The organism is Pseudomonas sp. yb_2, assembly GCF_043103905.1.
GTDB classification, from domain to species: domain Bacteria; phylum Pseudomonadota; class Gammaproteobacteria; order Pseudomonadales; family Pseudomonadaceae; genus Aquipseudomonas; species Aquipseudomonas alloputida.
Genome location: NZ_JBICKH010000002.1, coordinates 79,905 through 98,454 on the forward strand (window position 1 = coordinate 79,905; position 18,550 = coordinate 98,454).

Sequence of the window (18,550 nt, forward strand, 5' to 3'; positions counted from 1 at the left end):
TTCATACGGGTAATGGTAACAATCGACCATATTGATAGAGGATTGCAGTGCCTCTATTCCGGACCTTGCAGCCATGCAGGCAACCACCGGCCCCTGTTGGCGGTGGGTAACATGTGCAGTCTGGCGCGACACATTCCTGAGCAAAGGGCCAGGAAAAACTTCGCTATCATGGCGCCATTGATAAAACCTCACGGGTTTTCATCAGTCGGAGTTATTGAGGCCATCGCAGCGCCTGTTTTCTGTCATGCCGCAAGGAGAATTACGCAATGACGCGTCCCGCCAGAATCCTCGTCTGGACCCTCGCCAGCCTGCTTACCGTGCTGGCGATCCTGGTGGTAGTGATTGCCACCTTCGACTGGAACCGCGTCAAGCCACTGCTCAACGAGAAGGTCTCTGAAGCCTTGCATCGGCCCTTCGCGATCAACGGCAACCTCGCCGTGCACTGGCGTACCGAGCCCGAAGAGGGCGGGTGGCGTGCCTGGGTGCCTTGGCCGCACTTCATTGCCGAAGACCTGACGCTGGGCAACCCCGAGTGGCTCAAGGAGCCGAAGATGGTCGGCCTTGAGCGTGTGGAGTTTCGCCTGGCGCCGCTGCCGCTGATGTTCCAGCAGATCAGCATACCCCGCATCAACCTCACCAAGCCCACTGCCAGCCTCACTCGCCTGGCCGATGGCCGCGCCAACTGGGTCTTCGACTTCGGCCCCAAGGATGAAAACGCCGAACCTTCCAAATGGCAGCTGGACATCGGCGCCATCGGCTTTGACCAGGGCAACGTCAGCTTCGACGACCAGACCCTGAAAACCAGCATGAAGGTGCAGGTCGACCCGCTTGGCAAGCCAATCCCGTTCAGTGAGATTGTCGGCAAGGCCAGCGCCGAGAAGGCCGGCGGTGCTCAGGACTATGCCTTCGGCCTCAAGGCCCAGGGCCGCTACAAAGGCCAGCCAGTGTCCGGCACCGGCAAGATCGGTGGCCTGCTGGCCCTGCAGGACGCCAGCCAGCCGTTCCCGCTGCAGGCCGACGTGCGCATCGCCGACACCCATGTGGTGCTCGCCGGCACCCTCACCGACCCGCGCAACCTTGGTGCCCTCGACCTGCGCCTGCGTTTGTCGGGTGCCAGCCTGGGCAACCTCTACCCATTGACCGGCGTCACCTTGCCTGACACCCCGGCCTATTCCACCGACGGCCACCTACGCGCCAACCTGCAGGCGGCGCAAGGGGCGTCGTTCAATTACCAGGGCTTCAACGGCAAGATCGGCGACAGCGATATACATGGGGACCTGGCCTTCGTTGCCAGCCAGCCACGGCCTAAACTGTCCGGCAACCTGGTATCGAACCAGTTGCTGTTCAAGGACCTGGCGCCGCTGATCGGTGCCGACTCCAATGCCGAACAGAAGGCCCGTGGCGGTGCCAGCAAGCAGCCGGCAGGCAAGGTGCTGCCAGTGGAGGCGTTTCGCACCGAGCGTTGGCGGGCAATGGACGCTGATGTCACCTTTGCTGGCAAGCGCATCGTGCACAGCGCGCAACTGCCGTTCACTGACCTGTCGGCCCATTTGGTTCTGGAAGACGGTCTGTTGCGCCTGGAGCCCCTGCGCTTTGGCGTGGCCGGCGGCAGCCTGGCCTCCAACATCCGCCTGGACGGGCGCAGCGTGCCCTTGCAGGGGCGCGCGAAGTTGACTGCGCGGGGCTTCAAGCTCAAGCAACTGTTCCCCACCTTTGCGCCAATGCAGACCAGCTTTGGTGAGCTCAATGGCGACGCCGACATCAGCGGCCGTGGCAACTCGGTAGCCGCCTTGCTGGGTACCGCCAATGGCGACTTGCGCATGCTGATCAACGATGGCGCCATCAGCCGCAGCCTGATGGAAATTGCCGGCTTGAACGTGGGCAACTATGTGGTCGGCAAGCTGTTTGGTGACGAGGACGTGAAGATCAACTGTGCGGCAGCCGATGTAGGCATCAAGGATGGCCTGGCGACTACGCGGCTGTTCATCTTCGATACCGAGAACGCGATCATCTACATCGACGGCACGGCGAACTTCGCTTCTGAGCAACTGGATTTGAACATCACCCCTGAATCGAAAGGGCTGCGGTTGTTCTCGCTGCGTTCACCCCTGTATGTGCGCGGACCGTTCGCCAAGCCGAACGCCGGTGTGCAGGCAGTGCCGCTGGCGTTGCGTGGCGCAGGGATGGTTGCGCTGGGGGTGGTGGCAGGGCCGGCGGCGGGGTTGCTGGCGCTGATTGCGCCCAGCAGCGGGGATGACCCGAACCAGTGCACACCGTTGTTGCAGCAGATGAAGGCAGGCAAGGCGCCGGCAGCGGTGAAAGCACAGAAATAGCAAGGGGCCGCAAAAGCGGCCCCTTGAGGGTGTCAGAAATCAAAGGCCTTGCAACAGGTCGGACATATCGTCCGCGTGCTCCTCTTCCTGCGCCAGGATGTCTTCGAAGATACGACGGGTAGTCGGGTCTTTATCCCCGATGTATTGAATGATCTCGCGGTAGCTGTCGATGGCAATGCGCTCTGCCACCAGGTCTTCCAGCACCATCTCTTTGAGCGAATTGCCGGCCACGTACTGGGCATGCGAGTGCTTGGTCAGGTTGTCGGGGTTGAAGTCCGGCTCCCCGCCCAGTTGCACGATGCGTTCGGCCAATTTGTCGGCATGTTCGGCTTCCTGGTTGGCATGTTCCAGAAACTCCTCGGCAGCCACACTGGCTTTGATGCCGCTGGCCATGAAGTAGTGGCGCTTGTAGCGCAGCACACAGACCAGCTCGGTGGCCAGCGATTCATTAAGCAGGCGCAGGATCTGTTCACGGTCGGCGTGGTAACCCTCGGTCACTGCGCCTTGCTCCACATGCTGGCGTGCACGCTCGCGCAGGGTTTTCACATCGGTCAGTTCAACATTGCTCATGGTTATCTCCAGCAGGGGTCAGGGTCGGGTCGGAACACAGGCTTACGCGCCATGCAGGGCGTCGCTGTCCTCCTGGCGTTGCTTGCAGGTCTTGAAGCCTTTGGCATCCACATGGCCGGTGGCATCGAAGCGCACGTAATAGGGCTGCTGCTTGCCATCGTGGTTGAGGATGTAGTCGTTGCAGGTGCCCCCGTGTGGCAGGTCGATCACGCTCGACGGGCTGCCGCCAATGGCGATGACCTTCTGCATGGTCATACCGTTCTCCACCTGCTTGACCAGCGGCTCATCGCGGTAGGTGACGTAATCCACCGGGTTTTCCGGGCGGCTGCCGCAGGCGGCCAGGGTGGCGCTTGCCAGAAGGATTGCCAGGGTCTGCTTGTACATGGTCCCGCTCCTTGCAAAGGGTCTGTGTGGTTTTGAACCACAGCGCGCGCCAGGAGTTCGATTGCGATGGTCATGATGGCCGCTGTAGTGTTGGCCCGTCGTACACGCAAAGGAGCTGCGGCAATGCAGCAGGATTTGGCAACGCGATACCCGCTGGTGCTGGTGCCAGGCATGCTCGGGTTTGTCCGGATGGTGCTCTACCCCTACTGGTTCGGCATTGTGCCGGCCTTGCGCAAGGGCGGGGCGCAGGTGTTTCCGGTGCAGGTTTCGCCGCTGCATTCCAGCGAGGTGCGCGGCGAGCAGTTGCTGGCGATCATCGACGATATCTGCCAACGTACCGGCGTCGACAAGGTCAACCTCATCGGCCACAGCCAGGGCGCCCTGAGCGCGCGTTACGCAGCGGCCAAACGGCCGGAGCGGGTGGCGTCGGTCACCTCGGTGGCGGGGCCCAACCATGGCTCCGAGCTGGCCGACCACCTGGAACGCACGGCACCGGGCCATTCACCCCAGGGGCGCGTCCTCAAGGCCGTGCTGCATGGGTTTGCCGTGCTGCTGGTGTGGCTGGAAACCGGCTGGCGTCGTGACCCGCTGCCGGTAGATGTGCACGCCTCGCACCAGTCGCTGACCAGCGCCGGGGTGGCGCTGTTCAACCAGGCTTATCCACAGGGCCTGCCGCAAACCTGGGGTGGGGAAGGGGCCTATGAGGTCAATGGCGTACGCTATTACTCCTGGTCCGGCACCTTGCAGCCCGGCCTGACAGACCAGGGGCGCAACCGCTTCGACGGCAGCAGCCGCTTCTGCCGCCTGTTCGCACGCAGTTTCATCAAGGAAAAGGGCCATTGCGACGGCATGGTCGGGCGTTTCAGTTCGCACCTGGGGCAGGTGATCGGCGACGATTACCCGCTCGATCACCTGGACATCGTCAACCAGTCGCTCGGTGCCGTGGGCAAAGGCGCGGAGCCTGTGCGGCTATTCACCGAACATGCCGCCCGGCTCAAGGCGGCGGGGCTTTAGCTCAAGTGCCTTGGCGGCGGATCGGCGTGGTCCAGCGTTCGGCCAGCACTACCCCGGCCAGGGTCAGCAAGCCGCCGACCAGGTGGTAACTGGCCAGTTGCTCATCGAGCACCACGGCGGCGATCAGCGCAGTGACCAGCGGCAGCAAGTTGAAGAACAGTGTGGTGCGGCTGGGCCCCAGGCGGTGCACGGCCTGCATCCACACCAGTGGCGCGATCATCGAGGCCAGTACGCAGGCATACAGGACCAGGCCGATGTTGTGGCTGTTCAGGCCGGTCTTGTCCGACAGCAAGAACAGCGGTAGCAACACGACGATGGCCACCAGAACCTGCAGGTACAGCAGCTGCATCGGCGGCAGGCGCAGCTGCCATTTCTTCAGCAGGAAGCTGTACAGCGCATAGGCCAATGTAGCCACCAGCATCAACAGGTCGCCGCTGTTCAGCCCATGCTGCAGCAGGCTGGCGGGGTGGCCGGCACTGACCACTTCAAGCACGCCAAAGAATGACACCACCGCGCCCAGCAGGGCACCGTAGCTCAGGCGCTGGCCCAGCCAGGCGATGGACAGCGCCAGTGACATCAGCGGCATCAGCGAGAGGATGATGCCCATATTGGTGGCACTGGTGATGCCGGCGGCGAAGTAGGCCAGGCTCTGGTACATCGCCATGCCCAGCACGCCGAGCACGAACACCTTGGCCAGGTGCGGGCGGATGGCTGCACGGTTGCGCCACACGGCGGGCAGCAGGAACGGCGTGAACAGCAAGGCGGCCAGCAACCAGCGGTAGAAGCCGATCTCCGCAGGGTGGATGGCACCGGCGGACATCTTGGTGACCACGGTGTTGCCGGCCCAGATGAGGATGGCGGTGAGGGGGAACAGGTAGTTCATGCAGCAGGGTACTCGCTGGGGGCTGGAATGGGGCTGCTTTGCAGCCCTTCGCGGGTGAACCCGCTCCTACGGGGGATACACAGGCCTGGAGGCTGGCGCAGATCCTGTGGGAGCGGGGAGCCCGCGAAGGCCTGCAAGGCAGGTCCTCGATAGGCCTGTATTATCGAGTGTCTGTCTACAAGCCTATACTTCTATCCAGACAACCGACCCTGCAAAGCAGACAGCATGCCGCGTAAATACCTCGATATCCCCCAGTTCACCCAACTGCCGGCCCCGGTGTACTTCCGCCACGACGAGTTCGTTGCCGACACCCACAGCGCCGTGCACCAACACGCCTGGGGCCAGCTGAACTACACCGCCCACGGCGTGATGCAACTGGATGTGGCCGGCCAGCGCTTCCTGTCGCCGCCGCACTACGCCGTTTGGGTGCCGCCCGACACCGAGCACGGCTGCTACAACCCCCAGGCCATCGTCTACCGTTCTATCTATCTCGACCGCAGCCTGTGCGCAGCGCTACCACCGCACCCGTGCAGCCTGATGATCAGTGACATCCTGAAGGCCATCCTCGGTGACTTCGCCCGGCGCAATCTGAAGGTGGCCGAGGACGAGCGTGACCAGCGCCTGGTACAGGTACTGCTTGACCAGTTGCTGCTGGCGCCCACCCTGGCCTGCTACCTGCCGTTTGCCCACAGCGATGGCTTGCGCCAGGTGCTCGACGCGCTCAGCGCCGAGCCGGGGGACAACCGCCCGCTGGCCGACTGGGCCGCACGCGTACACGTCAGCGAACGCACCCTGGCCCGCCAGTTTCTGCGCGAGCTGGGCATCAGCTTTGGCGAATGGCGCCTGCGCCTGCGTTTTCTGCGTGCCATCGAAGCGCTGGAAGCCGGCCTGCCGATTCAGGCCATTGCCTTCGACCTTGGCTATAGCAGCGCTTCGGCGTTCATCGCCATGTTCCAGCGCCAGGCCCGGTGTACGCCCGAGCAGTACCGCCGGCAGGCGCGGGCGGGGCGCTGAACATTCTTGGCTACACTCAGCTCGATCACCGTGCATCGGGCGCGGAGCCAAGGAGACCACTCCATGAAAGTGCTGCAAATCCCGTTACTGGCGCTGGCGGTGTTGTTCAGTGCCCAAGGTTTCGCTGCCAATACCGCGCAGCAGGAAAAGATGAAAACCTGCAACGCCGACGCCACTGCCAAGGCCCTCAAGGGCGATGAACGCAAAGCGTTCATGAGCACCTGCCTGAAAAAGGATGTGCCTCAAACCCAGCAAGAAAAAATGAAGACCTGCAATGCTGACGCCACCACCAAAGCCCTGAAGGGGGATGAGCGCAAGGCCTTCATGAGCGATTGCCTGAAGAAGAAATGACCTGCGCCTATGCCTGCGCCGCCAAGGCTGGCAGACTGCGGCATTCCCGCTGTCTGCCGTCGAGGCTGTATGACCTTTACCCCCCGTCAGATCACCCTGGCCAGCCTGATCATCGTCATGGCTGGGCTGCTGCTGGCTTTGCCCCTGAAGTTGCTGCCCAGCCTGCTGGCCGGTCTGCTGGTGTTCGAACTGGTCAACATGCTGACCCCGCGCCTGCAACCGCTGCTTGCTGGCCAACGCGCGCGCTGGCTGGCCGTGGCGTTGCTCGGCACGCTGGTGGTCAGCACCCTAACACTGCTGATTGCCGGTGCCTTCAGCTTCCTGCTGCACGAGGCGGAAAACCCCGGCGCCTCGCTGGACAAGTTCATGGCCTTGGTCGAGCGAGCCCGCAGCCAGTTGCCCCCTTTCATCGAGGGCTACCTGCCTGCCAGTGCCGCAGAGTTCAAGGTGGCCATCGGCGACTGGATCAAGAGCCACCTGAGCGATTTGCAGCTGGTGGGCAAGGGTATGGCGCACATGTTCGTGACGATGCTCATCGGCATGATCCTCGGTGCCATCATCGCTTTGCAGCGCATTCCCGATATTTCCCGGCGCAAGCCCCTGGCGGCGGCGCTGTTCGAACGTCTTAGCCTGCTGGTGAAAGCGTTTCGCAACATCGTGTTCGCGCAAATCAAGATCTCGCTGCTCAACACGATCTTCACCGGCATTTTCCTGGCCGTGGTGATGCCACTGTTCGACGTACACCTGCCGCTGACCAAGACGCTGATCGTGCTGACCTTCCTGCTGGGCTTGCTGCCGGTGATCGGCAACCTGATGTCCAACACCTTGATCACCATCGTCGGCCTGTCGCTGTCGATCTGGGTGGCGGCAGCGGCGCTGGGTTACCTGGTCGTCATCCACAAGATCGAGTACTTCCTCAACGCGCGGATCGTGGGTGGGCAGATCAGTGCCAAGGCGTGGGAATTGCTGCTGGCGATGCTGGTATTCGAGGCGGCGTTCGGGCTGCCTGGTGTCGTGGCGGGGCCCATCTACTATGCCTATCTGAAGAGTGAGCTGAAGCGGGCGGAGCTGGTCTGATCATGTAGTGGCCTGTACCGGCCCTTTCGCGGGTACAGGCTAAACGACAAATCAGGCCGCGCCGTAACGCTTGCGCGCCTCGATGGCCAGCCCGCTACCAATGCTGCCAAAGATATTGCCTTCCACATGCCGTGCATTCGGCAGCATCGCCGAAACACTGTTGCGCAGCGCCGGAATGCCGCTGGAGCCACCGGTGAAGAACACCGTATCGACCTGGCCTTCGCTTACCCCAGCCTTGGCCAGCAGCTCGGTCACGCTACCGCGCACGCGCTCCAGCAGGCCTTCGATCGCCTCTTCGAACAGCGTGCGGGTCAGTTCCGCAGTCAGCTCGGGCTCGACGCGGCGCAGGTCGATGTGGCGGCTGTCATGCTCGGTCAGCTCGATCTTGCTGGCTTCCACTTCCATCGCCAGCCAATGCCCGGCGCGCTGTTCGATCAATTTGAACAGGCGATCGATGCCGAAGCTGTCCTCGATGTCATAGCGCATGCTGCCCAGCGCCAACTGTGACTTCTGCGAATACAAGGCGTTGATGGTGTGCCAGGTGGCCAGGTTGAGGTGGTAGCTGGTCGGCATCAGCGCACCGCTCTTCATGCGGCTGCCATAGCCAAACAACGGCATCACGCCCTGAAGGCTCAGTTGCTTGTCGAAGTCGGTACCGCCAATGTGCACACCGCCGGTGGCGAGGATGTCGCTTTGGCGCTCGGCGACCAGATGGCGCTCGGGCGACAGGCGGATCAGGGTGAAGTCCGAGGTACCACCGCCGATGTCGACGATCAGTACCAGCTCTTCGCGGCTGATGCTCGACTCATAGTCGAAGGCCGCGGCAATCGGCTCGTACTGGAACGACACGTCCTTGAAGCCGATTTTGCGCGCCACTTCGGCCAAGGTGTCCTCGGCCTCCTGGTCGGCAGCCGGGTCTTCGTCGACGAAGAACACCGGGCGGCCCAGCACCACCTGGTCGAATTCACGGCCAGCGGCCGCCTCAGCGCGCTTCTTGAGCTCGCCGATGAACATGCCCAGCAGGTCCTTGAACGGCAAGGCGCTGCCCAGCACGCTGGTGTCGTGCTTGATCAGCTTCGAGCCCAGCAGGCTTTTCAGCGAGCGCATCAGGCGGCCTTCGTAGCCTTCCAGGTACTCGTGCAGCGCCAGGCGGCCATACACCGGGCGCCGCTCTTCGATATTGAAGAACACCACCGAGGGCAAGGTGATCTTGCCGTCTTCCAGGGCAATCAGCGACTCGACGCCAGGCCGATGCCAACCGACTGTGGAGTTGGAGGTGCCAAAGTCGATGCCCAGGGCGCGGGCCGGGGATACGTCAGACATGGGAAATGGGCTTCCGGAGGCAAAACGGCCGCGCAGTGTATGCCAGTTGGCTACAGAATCAAGACCAGTCGTCTGCCTTGAGGCAAACCCAAGTCGGTCTTGAAAGGCTATGCTTGACCCCTATCTTCAGTTGCAACATGCACATTCACATTGGTGATCCATAAATGGACTTCAAAGACTATTACAAGATACTCGGCGTAGAGCCCACTGCGGACGAAAAGGCGATCAAGGCCGCGTACCGCAAACTGGCGCGCAAGTATCACCCCGATGTCAGTAAGGAGCGCGACGCCGAGGAGAAATTCAAGGAGGCCAACGAGGCCTATGAGGTGCTGGGCGACGCGCAGAAACGTGCCGAGTTCGATGAAATCCGCAAGTACGGCGGCCAGCATGGCCGGCCGTTCCAGGCACCACCGGGTTGGGAAAGCCGCGGTGGTGGCGGCGGCTTCGAAGGCGGCGACTTCTCCGACTTCTTCAGCTCGATCTTCGGTGGGCGCAGTGCGGGTGGCAACCCCTTCGGTGGCGCCCGGCAGCAGCAACGCAGTGCTGGCAGGCGGGGGCAGGACGTGGAGCTTGAACTGGCAGTGTTCCTTGAAGAGACCCTGAGCAAGGAGTCCAAGCAGATCAGCTTCCAGGTGCCGCAAACCAATGCCATGGGCCAGCGCACCGGCTTCACCACCAAAACCTTGAACGTGAGGATTCCGGCTGGGGTGACCGACGGCGAGCGCATCCGCCTCAAGGGCCAGGGCGCGCCCGGCAGCGGTGGCGGGGCCAACGGTGACCTGTTCCTGACCATCCGCATGGCACCGCACCCGCTGTTCGATGTCGAAGGTCATGACCTGATCATCACTGTGCCGTTGGCACCGTGGGAGGCGGCCCTGGGCGCCAAGGTGGCGGTTCCGACCCTGGATGGCAAGATCAACCTGACCATCCGTCCTGACAGCCAGAGCGGCCAGCGCCTGCGTGTACCGGGCAAGGGCCTGGCGAACAAACAGGGAGAGCGCGGCAACCTTTATGCGCAGCTCAAGGTGGTCATGCCGCCCGCGTCGGACGAATCTGCCCGCGAACTCTGGACCAAGCTTTCCGAGAAAGCTGCGTTCAACCCGAGGACACAATGGAGTAAGTGATCATGAGCAGCACCCTGATCGTTCAACTGGACATGCGTACCCTGTGTCAGGAAGCCGATGTCACGGCTGAATGCGTGATCGAAATCGTCGAGCACGGCATTGTCGAACCTTCCGGGCGAACGCCGGAGGACTGGCTGTTTGACGATCAGGCGCCGTTGGTGACCAAACGAGCGGTGAAGCTGCACCAGGAGCTGGAACTGGAGTGGGAAGGGGTGGCGCTGGCGCTGGAGCTGTTGCAGGAAGTGCAGCAGTTGCGCAGTGAGAACAGCATGCTGAAGCAGCGGCTGGGCCGGTTTATCCAGTTGTAGGCCGGCCGTGCCGGCATCTGTGGGAGCGGCCTTGTGTCGCGATGGGCTGCTTTGCAGCCCCAGATCTTTGCTCCACCGCAAAATTGCCGGGGCTGCTTTGCAGCCCTTTCGCGATGCTCACACGATGGACCGCATTTCAGGTCGGTTCGGCGCCCGGGTTCAGCACCAGTTGCATGAAGGTCAGATCAAGCCAGCGGCCAAACTTAACCCCCACCTGCGGCATCTGGCCGGTCACCACGAAGCCCAGCCGCTCATGCAGGCGCACCGAAGCTGCATTGCCACGCTCGATCGCTGCCACCATCACATGCTTGCCACATCCGCGCGCGCGTTCGACCAGCGCCGCCATCAACACCGGCCCGAGCCCTTTGCCACGCTGGTCGCTGCGCACGTACACCGAGTGCTCAACGGTCAGGCGAAAGCCCTCGAAAGGTCGCCAGTCGCCAAACGAGGCATACCCCAGCACGCCGGTTTCATCGACCGCCACCAGAATCGGGTAGCCCTGCTGCGCACGCGCTTCAAACCAGGCCTGGCGGTTGTCGAGGTCCACCGGGGTTTCGTTCCAGATCGCCGTGGTGTTGAGCACCGCGTCGTTGTAGATGTCGAGTATGCCTGGCACGTCGGTGTGCAGGGCATCGCGAATTTCGTAGCTCATGACAGCGTCTCGCAAGGTCGTTGCTCGCAGATTAAATGGTTACCAGCCCGCGTACACCTTCGGCTTGCATGTTTTCGCCGCGACCGCGCTGGATGATTTCGCCACGGGCCATGACCAGGTACTGGTCAGCCAGCGCCTCGGCAAAGTCGTAGAACTGCTCCACCAGCAAAATCGCCATGTCGCCACGCTCGGCCAGGCGGCGGATGACCGCGCCGATTTCCTTGATCACCGAGGGCTGGATGCCTTCGGTCGGCTCGTCGAGAATCAGCAGGCGCGGGCGGCTGGCGAGGGCGCGGCCGATGGCCAGCTGTTGCTGCTGGCCGCCAGACAGGTCGCCACCGCGGCGCTGTTTCATCTGCTCCAGCACAGGGAACAGTTCGTAGATGAAGGCCGGGACCTCGCGGGCTTCACGGGCGGGGAAGCGCGACAGGCCCATCAGCAGATTTTCCTCGACGGTCAGGCGCGGGAAGATCTCGCGGCCCTGGGGCACGTAGGCGATGCCGGCCTGCACCCGTTGCTGCGGTTTGAGCGCGGTGATCGGCTTGCCTTCCCATTCGATGCTGCCGTCGCGGGCGGGCACCAGGCCCATCAGGCAGCGCAGCAAGGTGGTCTTGCCCACGCCGTTGCGGCCCAGCAGGCAGGTCACTTCGCCGATCTTGGCTTCGAAGGACAGGCCGCGCAGGATGTGGCTGCCGCCGTAGTACTGGTGCAGGGTGTCGATCTTGAGCATGTGAGAGTTCCTGAAAGGGATGCTGTGCCTGTGCCGGCCTCTTCGCGGGCAAGCCCGCCCCTACGACGGGGACCCGCCCCATGGCATTACGCCCCCTGTAGGAGCGGGTTTACCCGCGAAGAGGCCGGCACAGGCTCCAAAAATTTCAAATCCGGTCACCGGCCCAGATACACCTCGACCACCCGCTCATCTGCCTGCACCTGCTCCAGCGAGCCTTCTGCCAGCACGCTCCCCTGGTGCAGCACGGTCACATGGTCGGCAATGCTGCCGACGAAGCCCATGTCATGCTCCACCACCATCAGCGAATGCTTGCCGGCCAGGCCCTTGAACAGCTCGGCGGTAAATTCGGTCTCGGCATCGGTCATGCCTGCCACCGGTTCATCCAGCAGCAGTAGTTGCGGCTCCTGCACCAGCAGCATGCCGATCTCCAGAAACTGCTTCTGCCCATGCGACAGCAAGCCGGCCTGGCGCTGGGCCAGCGGCAGCAGGCGCAAGGTGGTCAGCACGTCCTCGATGCGCTGGCGCTGGTCACCGCTCAGGCGCGCGGCCAGGCTGGCCCACACCGACTTGTCGGTCTTCAGCGCCAGCTCCAGGTTCTCGAACACGGTCAGCGCTTCGAACACTGTGGGCTTCTGGAACTTGCGGCCAATGCCGGCCTGGGCGATCTGGTATTCGCTCATGCGGGTCAGGTCGAGGGTGTCGCCGAAGTAAGCCGTGCCGCTGTCGGGGCGGGTCTTGCCGGTGATTACGTCCATCATCGTGGTCTTGCCGGCGCCGTTGGGGCCGATGATGCAGCGCAGCTCGCCCACCCCGATGTACAGGTTCAGCGTGTTGAGCGCCTTGAAACCATCGAAGCTGACGCTGATGTCTTCCAGGCTCAGCACCGTACCGTGGCGGGTATCCAGGCCGGCTTTGCGGCTGTGGCCCAGGCCGATGGCATCGCGCCCGGCGCCGAGGTTGTCGAATACCGGTTCCAGCATGAACTCCGGGTGGACTGGGGGCACGCCTCTCATGGCTGGCTCCTTTTCTTCAACAGGCCGACCACGCCCTTGGGCAGGTACAGGGTAACGAGGATGAACAACGCGCCGAGGAAGAACAGCCAGAACTCGGGGAAGGCCACGGTGAACCAGCTTTTCATGCCGTTGACCAGGCCGGCACCGAGCAGCGGACCGATCAGCGTGCCGCGCCCGCCCAAGGCTACCCAGACGGCGGCTTCGATCGAGTTGGTCGGCGACATCTCGCTGGGGTTGATGATGCCCACCTGCGGCACGTACAGGGCACCGGCCAGGCCGCACAGCACGGCGCTCAGTACCCACACCAGCAGCTTGAAGCCGCGCGGGTCGTAGCCACAGAACATCATGCGGTTTTCAGCGTCACGCACGGCGGTGAGCAGGCGGCCGAACTTGCTGCGGGTCAGGCGCCAGCACAGGTACAGGCTGGCCAGCAGCAGGGCCACGGTCAGCAGGAACAACACCGCGCGGGTGCCCTGGGCTGCAATGTCGAAGCCGAGGATGGTGCGGAAGCTGGTGAAGCCGTTGTTGCCGCCGAAGCCGGTTTCGTTGCGGAAGAACAGCAGCATGCCGGCAAAGGTCAGGGCCTGGGTCATGATCGAGAAGTACACGCCCTTGATCCGCGAGCGGAAGGCGAACCAGCCGAACACCAGCGCCAGCAGCCCGGGTGCCAGCACCACCAGGCACAGGGCCCAGGCGAAATGCTGGGTACCGGCCCAGTACCAGGGCAGCTCGGTCCACGACAGGAAGGTCATGAACCCAGGCAAGCCGTCGCCGGCGGCCTGTCGCATCAGGTACATGCCCATGGCATAGCCGCCCAGGGCGAAGAACAGGCCATGGCCCAGTGACAGCAGCCCGGCATAGCCCCAGACCAGGTCCAGGGCCAGGGCGACGATGGCGTAACAGAGAATCTTGCCGACCAGGGTCAGGGTGTAGGCCGACACGTGCAGGGCATGATCTGCCGGCAGCAGTGAGCACAGTGGCAAAGCCACCAGCAGCAGGACGACGACGGCACCGATGGCAAGGGTCAGGCGTGGGCCGGCCTTTTGCGTAGCAGTGACAAGCAGTGGCTGGTTCATCAGTCGATTACCCGTCCCTTGAGGGCGAACAGGCCTTGCGGGCGTTTCTGGATGAACAGAATGATCAACGCAAGGATGAGGATCTTGCCGAGTACGGCACCGATCTGCGGCTCCAGCAGCTTGTTGGCGATGCCCAGGCCGAACGCGGCCCAGAGGCTACCGGCCAGCTGCCCGACGCCGCCGAGCACCACCACCAGGAACGAATCGATGATGTAGCTCTGGCCCAGGTCCGGGCCGACGTTGCCCACCTGGCTTAAAGCCACGCCACCGAGCCCTGCGATGCCCGAGCCAAGGCCAAAGGCGAGCATGTCGACGCGCCCGGTGGACACGCCGCAGCAGGCGGCCATGTTGCGGTTCTGGGTGACTGCGCGCACGTTCAACCCCAACCGGGTACGGTTGAGCAGCAGCCAGGTAAGCAGCACCACGGCCAGGGCGAAGCCGATGATGACCAGGCGGTTGTACGGCAGCACCAGGTTGGGCAGCAGCTGGATGCCGCCGGACAGCCAGGCCGGGTTGCTCACTTCGACGTTCTGCGCGCCGAACAGCAGGCGGATGGCCTGGATCAGGATCAGGCTGATGCCCCAGGTGGCCAGCAGGGTTTCCAGTGGGCGGCCGTACAGGTGGCGGATCACCGTGCGCTCCAGCGCCATGCCTACCCCGGCACTGACGGCGAAGGCCACCGGCAGGGCAATCAGCGGGTAGAACTCGATGGCGCCTGGGGCGAAGCGCTGCAGCAGTACCTGGACCATGTAGGTGCTGTAGGCGCCGAGCATCAACATCTCGCCATGGGCCATGTTGATCACCCCGAGCAGGCCGAAGGTGATCGCAAGGCCCAGCGCTGCCAGCAGCAGGACCGAACCCAGCGACAGGCCGCTGAAGGCCTGGCCGAGCAGCTCGCCTACCAGCAGTTTGCGCTTGACCTGGGCCAGGCTCGTTTCGGCGGCTGTGCGCACGCCCGGGTCTAGTTCTGCATCGGGCTGCAGCAGGGCTTCGAGGCGGGTGCGGGCCAGCGGGTCGCCGGTTTCACCCAGCAGGCGCACGGCGGCCAGGCGTACCGCAGGCTCGCTGGCGCCCAGCTGCAGGTTGGCCAGGGCCAGACCGAGGGCGGCCTGTACGGCGGCGTCCGGCTCGGCGGCGAAGCGCCGGTCGAGGAAGGCCATTTGCGCGGGTTGTGCGCTTTTCTGTAGTTGCTGGGCTGCGGCCAGGCGGGTTTCGCTGTTGTCGCTGAGCAACTGGTGGCTGGCCAGGGCGTTGTCGATCAGGCCGCGCAGGCGGTTGTTCAGGCGCACCTTGCGCGTGTCATCGGTGGCGATGCGGCCTTGGCGCAGGTTTTCCAGCAGCGGCAGGCGCGCGGCATCGGGTTGTGCTGCCCAGCCTTCGAGCAGGCCGGCCTGCTCGGCGGGCTTGGCGGTGAGAAAGAATTCGCCCTCGCTGGCGTGGGTTGCCAGGGGGATTAGCAGCAGGAGGGTGAGCAGGAGTCTGAGCATGCGGGCAATCCTGGAAATCGGTGTTGGATTCTTCGCGGGTGAGCCCGCTCCTACACAGAGACGGTGCAAGGTTTGAAACCTGCGCGGTCCTTGTAGGAGCGGGTTCACCCGCGAATGGGCTGCAAAGCAGCCCCATGCACTCAGTTACCTTTCACGGCGTAATCTGGCCGCTTGTCATTGCCCGGAATGAACGGGCTCCATGGCTGCGCCCGCAGCGGCTGCTCGGTTTCCCACACCACGCTGAACTGGCCGTCATCCTGAATCTCGCCGATCATCACCGGCTTGTGCAGGTGGTGGTTGGTCTTGTCCATGGTCAGGGTGAAGCCCGACGGCGCCTCGAAGCTCTGCCCGGCCAGTGCTTCGCGGACCTTGTCAACGTCAGTGGACTTGGCTTTCTCGACAGCCTGGGCCCACATGTGGATGCCCACGTAGGTGGCTTCCATGGGGTCGTTGGTCACGGCCTTGTCGGCACCTGGCAGGCCCTTGGCCTTGGCGTAGGCCTTCCAGTCGGCGACAAACTTCTGGTTGACCGGGTTATCCACCGATTCGAAGTAGTTCCACGCCGCCAGGTGGCCCACCAGCGGTTTGGTGTCGATGCCGCGCAGTTCCTCCTCGCCCACCGAGAAGGCCACCACCGGCACGTCGGTGGCCTTCAGGCCCTGGTTGGCCAGTTCCTTGTAGAACGGCACGTTGGAGTCACCATTGACTGTGGAAATGACCGCGGTCTTGCCGCCGGCGGAGAACTTTTTGATGCTGGCGACAATGGTCTGGTAATCAGCGTGGCCAAACGGCGTGTACACCTCTTCGATGTCCTTGTCGGCCACGCCTTTGCTGTGCAGGAATGCGCGCAGGATCTTGTTGGTGGTGCGTGGGTAGACGTAGTCGGTGCCCAGCAGGAAGAAGCGCTTGGCGCTGCCGCCGTCCTCGCTCATCAGGTATTCCACGGCCGGGATGGCTTGCTGGTTCGGGGCGGCGCCTGTGTAGAACACGTTCGGCGACATCTCTTCGCCCTCATACTGCACCGGGTAGAACAGCAGGCCGTTGAGTTCTTCGAACACCGGCAGAACAGACTTGCGCGACACGGATGTCCAGCAGCCGAACACCACGGCCACTTTGTCCTGGGTCAGCAGTTGACGGCTCTTTTCAGCGAACAGCGGCCAGTTGGACGCCGGGTCGACCACCACCGGTTCCAGCATCTTGCCGTTCACGCCACCCTTGGCGTTGATCTGCTCGATGGTCATCAGCGCCATGTCCTTGAGCGATGTCTCGGAAATGGCCATGGTCCCGGAAAGCGAATGCAGGATACCGACCTTGATGGTCTCGGCGGCCTGGATACTCCAGCTCAGGCCCATCGCCGCGATCGATGCGCTGAGGGTAAGGGCCTTGATCAGACTGCGACGCTTCATGTGCTCTCTCCGCTGAGTTTTTTATGGTGTTGGGCAAGCGGGGAGGGCGTTGCAAGGGCTGTGCCTAGTGGCGAAAGGTACGGTTTAGAGGGGCTGTGCGAGGTCTTGGGGCGTTGGTTGGATCCAGGTTGGTGCCTGATGGATTTGTGTGCACAGGATTGGGGCCGCGGTGCGGCCCATCGCGACACAAGGGCGCTCCCACATCGGACGGCGTACACCGTGCCTTCGTGGGAACAGCCCCCGAGGCCATCAGCCGTTACGCACGGCCGTGCGGGGATGGCGCCTGCTGCGTACGAGCTGGTAGGTCACCGCCAGCACGACAAACCAGATCGGTGTCACCACCAGTGCTGAACGGGTATCCGCCTCCAGGCTCAGCAACACCAGGATGAACGCAAAGAACGACAGGCACACGTAGCACATGAAGCGCCCGCCCGGCATCTTGTAGTTCGATGCCTGGTGCAGCGCCGCGCGGTCTTTGCGGTACTTCAGGTATGACAGCAGGATCAGCGTCCACACGAACATGAACAGTACCGCCGACACGGTGGTGACCAGGGTGAATGCCTCGACCACGTTCGGCACCAGGTAGATCAGCACCGCACCGAGCAACAGGCAGGTGCACGAGAAATACAGGCCGTTGGCCGGCACCGAACGGCTCGACAGCTTCTCGAAAGCCTTGGGCGCGTCACCTTCCTGCGACAGGCCGTAGAGCATGCGGCTGGTGGAGAACACGCCGCTGTTGGCCGACGAAGCCGCCGAGGTCAGCACCACGAAGTTGATGATGCTTGCCGCCGCCGGCAGGCCTGCCAGCACGAACAACTCAACGAACGGGCTTTTGCCGGGCACCACATCGCGCCACGGGGTCACGGCCATGATCGCGATCAGCGCCAGCACATAGAACACGATGATACGGACCGGGATCGAGTTGATCGCCCGCGGCAGGGTGCGTTCCGGGTTCTTCGCTTCGGCGGCGGTGGTACCCACCAGCTCGATGCCGACGAAGGCGAACACGGCGATCTGGAAACCGGCGAAGAAGCCCATCAGGCCATGGGGGAACATGCCGCCATCATTCCACAGGTTGGCCAGCTGGGCGGTGCGCCCGCTTGGCGAGGTGAAGCCGGTGATGACCATGTACAGGCCGGTAGCGACCAGGCCGAGGATGGCAACGATCTTGACCAGGGCGAACCAGAACTCCATTTCGCCGAACATTTTCACGGTGACCAGGTTCAGCGACAGCAGCAGCCCTACGCAGGTCAGCGCCGGTATCCACTGCGGCAGGTCGGGGAACCAGAACTGCGTGTAGGCGGCGATCGCGACCACGTCGGCAATGCCGGTGACCACCCAGCAGAACCAGTAGGTCCAGCCAGTAAAGTAGCCGGCCCAGGGGCCGAGCAGGTCGGCGGAAAAGTCGATGAACGACTTGTAGTTCAGGTTCGACAGCAGCAGTTCGCCCATGGCGCGCATGACGAAGAACAGCATGAAGCCGATAATCATGTAGACGAAGATGATCGATGGCCCGGCCAGGCTGATGGTCTTGCCTGAGCCCATGAACAGACCGGTACCGATCGCGCCGCCGATGGCGATCAGCTGGATGTGGCGGTTGGTCAGGTTGCGTTGCAGGTGCGGTTCATCTGTCGCTATGGATGAGGTTTGCGTCATAGGCTGCAGTCTTCTTGTCAGAGGTAGCCGGCTAGGCTAACACGCGCGTTCCAGATCGGGGCGCGACAGATCGACTCTGCATTTTCGGCTCAGCATTTCGCCTGTACCGGCCTCTTCGCGGGTAAACCCGCTCCTACAACGCGGTCCCT

At 63.2% G+C, this 18,550-nt stretch carries 18 protein-coding genes; 7 read left to right on the forward strand and 11 right to left on the reverse strand.

Going from position 1 to position 18,550, the window contains the following annotated elements:
- Nucleotides 1–266 precede the first annotated feature (266 nt).
- Complete coding sequence (locus tag ACF8FB_RS00810; protein WP_392510574.1) at nucleotides 267–2,333, forward strand: AsmA family protein; 2,067 nt, start codon at nucleotides 267–269, stop codon at nucleotides 2,331–2,333.
- Between the two features lie 39 nt (nucleotides 2,334–2,372).
- Here the strand turns inward: ACF8FB_RS00810 and ACF8FB_RS00815 are convergent, their stop codons facing one another.
- Both ACF8FB_RS00815 and osmE read right to left on the reverse strand, forming a co-directional pair.
- Nucleotides 2,373–2,903 carry a bacterioferritin gene (locus ACF8FB_RS00815; protein ID WP_004576962.1) on the reverse strand — a complete coding sequence of 177 codons (531 nt, stop codon included), beginning with the start codon at nucleotides 2,901–2,903 and terminating at the stop codon, nucleotides 2,373–2,375.
- 42 nt (nucleotides 2,904–2,945) lie between these two features.
- A complete protein-coding gene (gene osmE, locus ACF8FB_RS00820; protein ID WP_003249613.1) occupies nucleotides 2,946–3,287 on the reverse strand; it encodes an osmotically-inducible lipoprotein OsmE in 342 nt (113 codons plus the stop codon).
- A 123-nt stretch (nucleotides 3,288–3,410) separates the two neighbouring features.
- Between osmE and ACF8FB_RS00825 the strand changes: the two genes are divergently transcribed.
- Nucleotides 3,411–4,301: a triacylglycerol lipase gene (locus ACF8FB_RS00825; RefSeq protein ID WP_003249615.1), complete on the forward strand. Its 891-nt coding sequence runs from the start codon at nucleotides 3,411–3,413 to the stop codon at nucleotides 4,299–4,301.
- 1 nt (nucleotide 4,302) lies between these two features.
- On the opposite strand, the gene ACF8FB_RS00830 is transcribed toward ACF8FB_RS00825, so the two are convergent.
- On the reverse strand, nucleotides 4,303–5,184 hold the full coding sequence (locus ACF8FB_RS00830) for a DMT family transporter (protein WP_350298524.1): 882 nt from the start codon (nucleotides 5,182–5,184) through the stop codon (nucleotides 4,303–4,305).
- Nucleotides 5,185–5,409: 225 nt separating this feature from the next.
- Here ACF8FB_RS00830 and ACF8FB_RS00835 point away from each other — a divergent pair, with 225 nt between their 5' ends.
- The 3 genes from ACF8FB_RS00835 to ACF8FB_RS00845 all read left to right on the forward strand — a co-directional run bounded on the left by ACF8FB_RS00835 (nucleotide 5,410) and on the right by ACF8FB_RS00845 (nucleotide 7,626).
- Complete coding sequence (locus ACF8FB_RS00835; RefSeq protein WP_064492499.1) at nucleotides 5,410–6,198, forward strand: helix-turn-helix transcriptional regulator; 789 nt, start codon at nucleotides 5,410–5,412, stop codon at nucleotides 6,196–6,198.
- 63 nt (nucleotides 6,199–6,261) lie between these two features.
- On the forward strand, nucleotides 6,262–6,549 hold the full coding sequence (locus tag ACF8FB_RS00840; RefSeq protein WP_014592571.1) for a PsiF family protein: 288 nt from the start codon (nucleotides 6,262–6,264) through the stop codon (nucleotides 6,547–6,549).
- Nucleotides 6,550–6,618: 69 nt separating this feature from the next.
- On the forward strand, nucleotides 6,619–7,626 hold the full coding sequence (locus tag ACF8FB_RS00845) for an AI-2E family transporter (protein WP_014592570.1): 1,008 nt from the start codon (nucleotides 6,619–6,621) through the stop codon (nucleotides 7,624–7,626).
- A gap of 51 nt (nucleotides 7,627–7,677) precedes the next feature.
- On the opposite strand, the gene ACF8FB_RS00850 is transcribed toward ACF8FB_RS00845, so the two are convergent.
- The gene (locus ACF8FB_RS00850; RefSeq protein ID WP_010955455.1) at nucleotides 7,678–8,949 is read right to left on the reverse strand and encodes an Hsp70 family protein; all 1,272 of its coding nucleotides are present in this window, start codon (nucleotides 8,947–8,949) and stop codon (nucleotides 7,678–7,680) included.
- 164 nt (nucleotides 8,950–9,113) lie between these two features.
- On the opposite strand from ACF8FB_RS00850, the gene cbpA reads away from it, so the two are divergent.
- Both cbpA and ACF8FB_RS00860 read left to right on the forward strand, forming a co-directional pair.
- Nucleotides 9,114–10,073, forward strand: a complete 960-nt coding sequence (gene cbpA / locus ACF8FB_RS00855) for a curved DNA-binding protein (RefSeq protein ID WP_010955454.1) — start codon at nucleotides 9,114–9,116, stop codon at nucleotides 10,071–10,073.
- A gap of 2 nt (nucleotides 10,074–10,075) precedes the next feature.
- A complete protein-coding gene (locus tag ACF8FB_RS00860; RefSeq protein WP_010955453.1) occupies nucleotides 10,076–10,381 on the forward strand; it encodes a chaperone modulator CbpM in 306 nt (101 codons plus the stop codon).
- A gap of 136 nt (nucleotides 10,382–10,517) precedes the next feature.
- Here the strand turns inward: ACF8FB_RS00860 and ACF8FB_RS00865 are convergent, their stop codons facing one another.
- From ACF8FB_RS00865 to cycA, 7 genes are all read right to left on the reverse strand, one after another.
- The gene (locus tag ACF8FB_RS00865; protein ID WP_010955452.1) at nucleotides 10,518–11,033 is read right to left on the reverse strand and encodes a GNAT family N-acetyltransferase; all 516 of its coding nucleotides are present in this window, start codon (nucleotides 11,031–11,033) and stop codon (nucleotides 10,518–10,520) included.
- Nucleotides 11,034–11,064: 31 nt separating this feature from the next.
- The gene (gene urtE / locus ACF8FB_RS00870; protein WP_010955451.1) at nucleotides 11,065–11,763 is read right to left on the reverse strand and encodes an urea ABC transporter ATP-binding subunit UrtE; all 699 of its coding nucleotides are present in this window, start codon (nucleotides 11,761–11,763) and stop codon (nucleotides 11,065–11,067) included.
- A 155-nt stretch (nucleotides 11,764–11,918) separates the two neighbouring features.
- A complete protein-coding gene (urtD, locus tag ACF8FB_RS00875; protein WP_019437187.1) occupies nucleotides 11,919–12,776 on the reverse strand; it encodes an urea ABC transporter ATP-binding protein UrtD in 858 nt (285 codons plus the stop codon).
- On the reverse strand, nucleotides 12,773–13,852 hold the full coding sequence (gene urtC / locus ACF8FB_RS00880) for an urea ABC transporter permease subunit UrtC (protein ID WP_010955449.1): 1,080 nt from the start codon (nucleotides 13,850–13,852) through the stop codon (nucleotides 12,773–12,775). Before urtC ends, urtD begins: the two co-directional genes overlap by 4 nt.
- Entirely contained in the window at nucleotides 13,852–15,339 is a 1,488-nt protein-coding gene (urtB, locus tag ACF8FB_RS00885; RefSeq protein ID WP_064491161.1) for an urea ABC transporter permease subunit UrtB, read from the reverse strand. The genes urtC and urtB overlap by 1 nt, the downstream gene beginning before the upstream one ends.
- A gap of 140 nt (nucleotides 15,340–15,479) precedes the next feature.
- Nucleotides 15,480–16,745, reverse strand: a complete 1,266-nt coding sequence (gene urtA, locus ACF8FB_RS00890; protein ID WP_003249642.1) for an urea ABC transporter substrate-binding protein — start codon at nucleotides 16,743–16,745, stop codon at nucleotides 15,480–15,482.
- A gap of 249 nt (nucleotides 16,746–16,994) precedes the next feature.
- Nucleotides 16,995–18,401, reverse strand: a complete 1,407-nt coding sequence (gene cycA, locus ACF8FB_RS00895; protein ID WP_392510819.1) for a D-serine/D-alanine/glycine transporter — start codon at nucleotides 18,399–18,401, stop codon at nucleotides 16,995–16,997.
- Nucleotides 18,402–18,550 lie beyond the last annotated feature (149 nt).

Coding starts and splice junctions, on each gene's coding strand:
- cycA (WP_392510819.1), bottom strand. CDS start 18,401: ATGACGCAAACCTCATCCATAGCGACAGATGAACCGCACCTGCAACGC.
- urtC (WP_010955449.1), bottom strand. CDS start 13,852: ATGAACCAGCCACTGCTTGTCACTGCTACGCAAAAGGCCGGCCCACGC.
- ACF8FB_RS00835 (WP_064492499.1), top strand. CDS start 5,410: ATGCCGCGTAAATACCTCGATATCCCCCAGTTCACCCAACTGCCGGCC.
- cbpA (WP_010955454.1), top strand. CDS start 9,114: ATGGACTTCAAAGACTATTACAAGATACTCGGCGTAGAGCCCACTGCG.
- ACF8FB_RS00810 (WP_392510574.1), top strand. CDS start 267: ATGACGCGTCCCGCCAGAATCCTCGTCTGGACCCTCGCCAGCCTGCTT.
- ACF8FB_RS00860 (WP_010955453.1), top strand. CDS start 10,076: ATGAGCAGCACCCTGATCGTTCAACTGGACATGCGTACCCTGTGTCAG.
- urtB (WP_064491161.1), bottom strand. CDS start 15,339: ATGCTCAGACTCCTGCTCACCCTCCTGCTGCTAATCCCCCTGGCAACC.
- osmE (WP_003249613.1), bottom strand. CDS start 3,287: ATGTACAAGCAGACCCTGGCAATCCTTCTGGCAAGCGCCACCCTGGCC.
- ACF8FB_RS00845 (WP_014592570.1), top strand. CDS start 6,619: ATGACCTTTACCCCCCGTCAGATCACCCTGGCCAGCCTGATCATCGTC.
- ACF8FB_RS00850 (WP_010955455.1), bottom strand. CDS start 8,949: ATGTCTGACGTATCCCCGGCCCGCGCCCTGGGCATCGACTTTGGCACC.
- ACF8FB_RS00840 (WP_014592571.1), top strand. CDS start 6,262: ATGAAAGTGCTGCAAATCCCGTTACTGGCGCTGGCGGTGTTGTTCAGT.
- ACF8FB_RS00865 (WP_010955452.1), bottom strand. CDS start 11,033: ATGAGCTACGAAATTCGCGATGCCCTGCACACCGACGTGCCAGGCATA.
- urtA (WP_003249642.1), bottom strand. CDS start 16,745: ATGAAGCGTCGCAGTCTGATCAAGGCCCTTACCCTCAGCGCATCGATC.
- ACF8FB_RS00815 (WP_004576962.1), bottom strand. CDS start 2,903: ATGAGCAATGTTGAACTGACCGATGTGAAAACCCTGCGCGAGCGTGCA.
- urtD (WP_019437187.1), bottom strand. CDS start 12,776: ATGAGAGGCGTGCCCCCAGTCCACCCGGAGTTCATGCTGGAACCGGTA.
- ACF8FB_RS00825 (WP_003249615.1), top strand. CDS start 3,411: ATGCAGCAGGATTTGGCAACGCGATACCCGCTGGTGCTGGTGCCAGGC.
- ACF8FB_RS00830 (WP_350298524.1), bottom strand. CDS start 5,184: ATGAACTACCTGTTCCCCCTCACCGCCATCCTCATCTGGGCCGGCAAC.
- urtE (WP_010955451.1), bottom strand. CDS start 11,763: ATGCTCAAGATCGACACCCTGCACCAGTACTACGGCGGCAGCCACATC.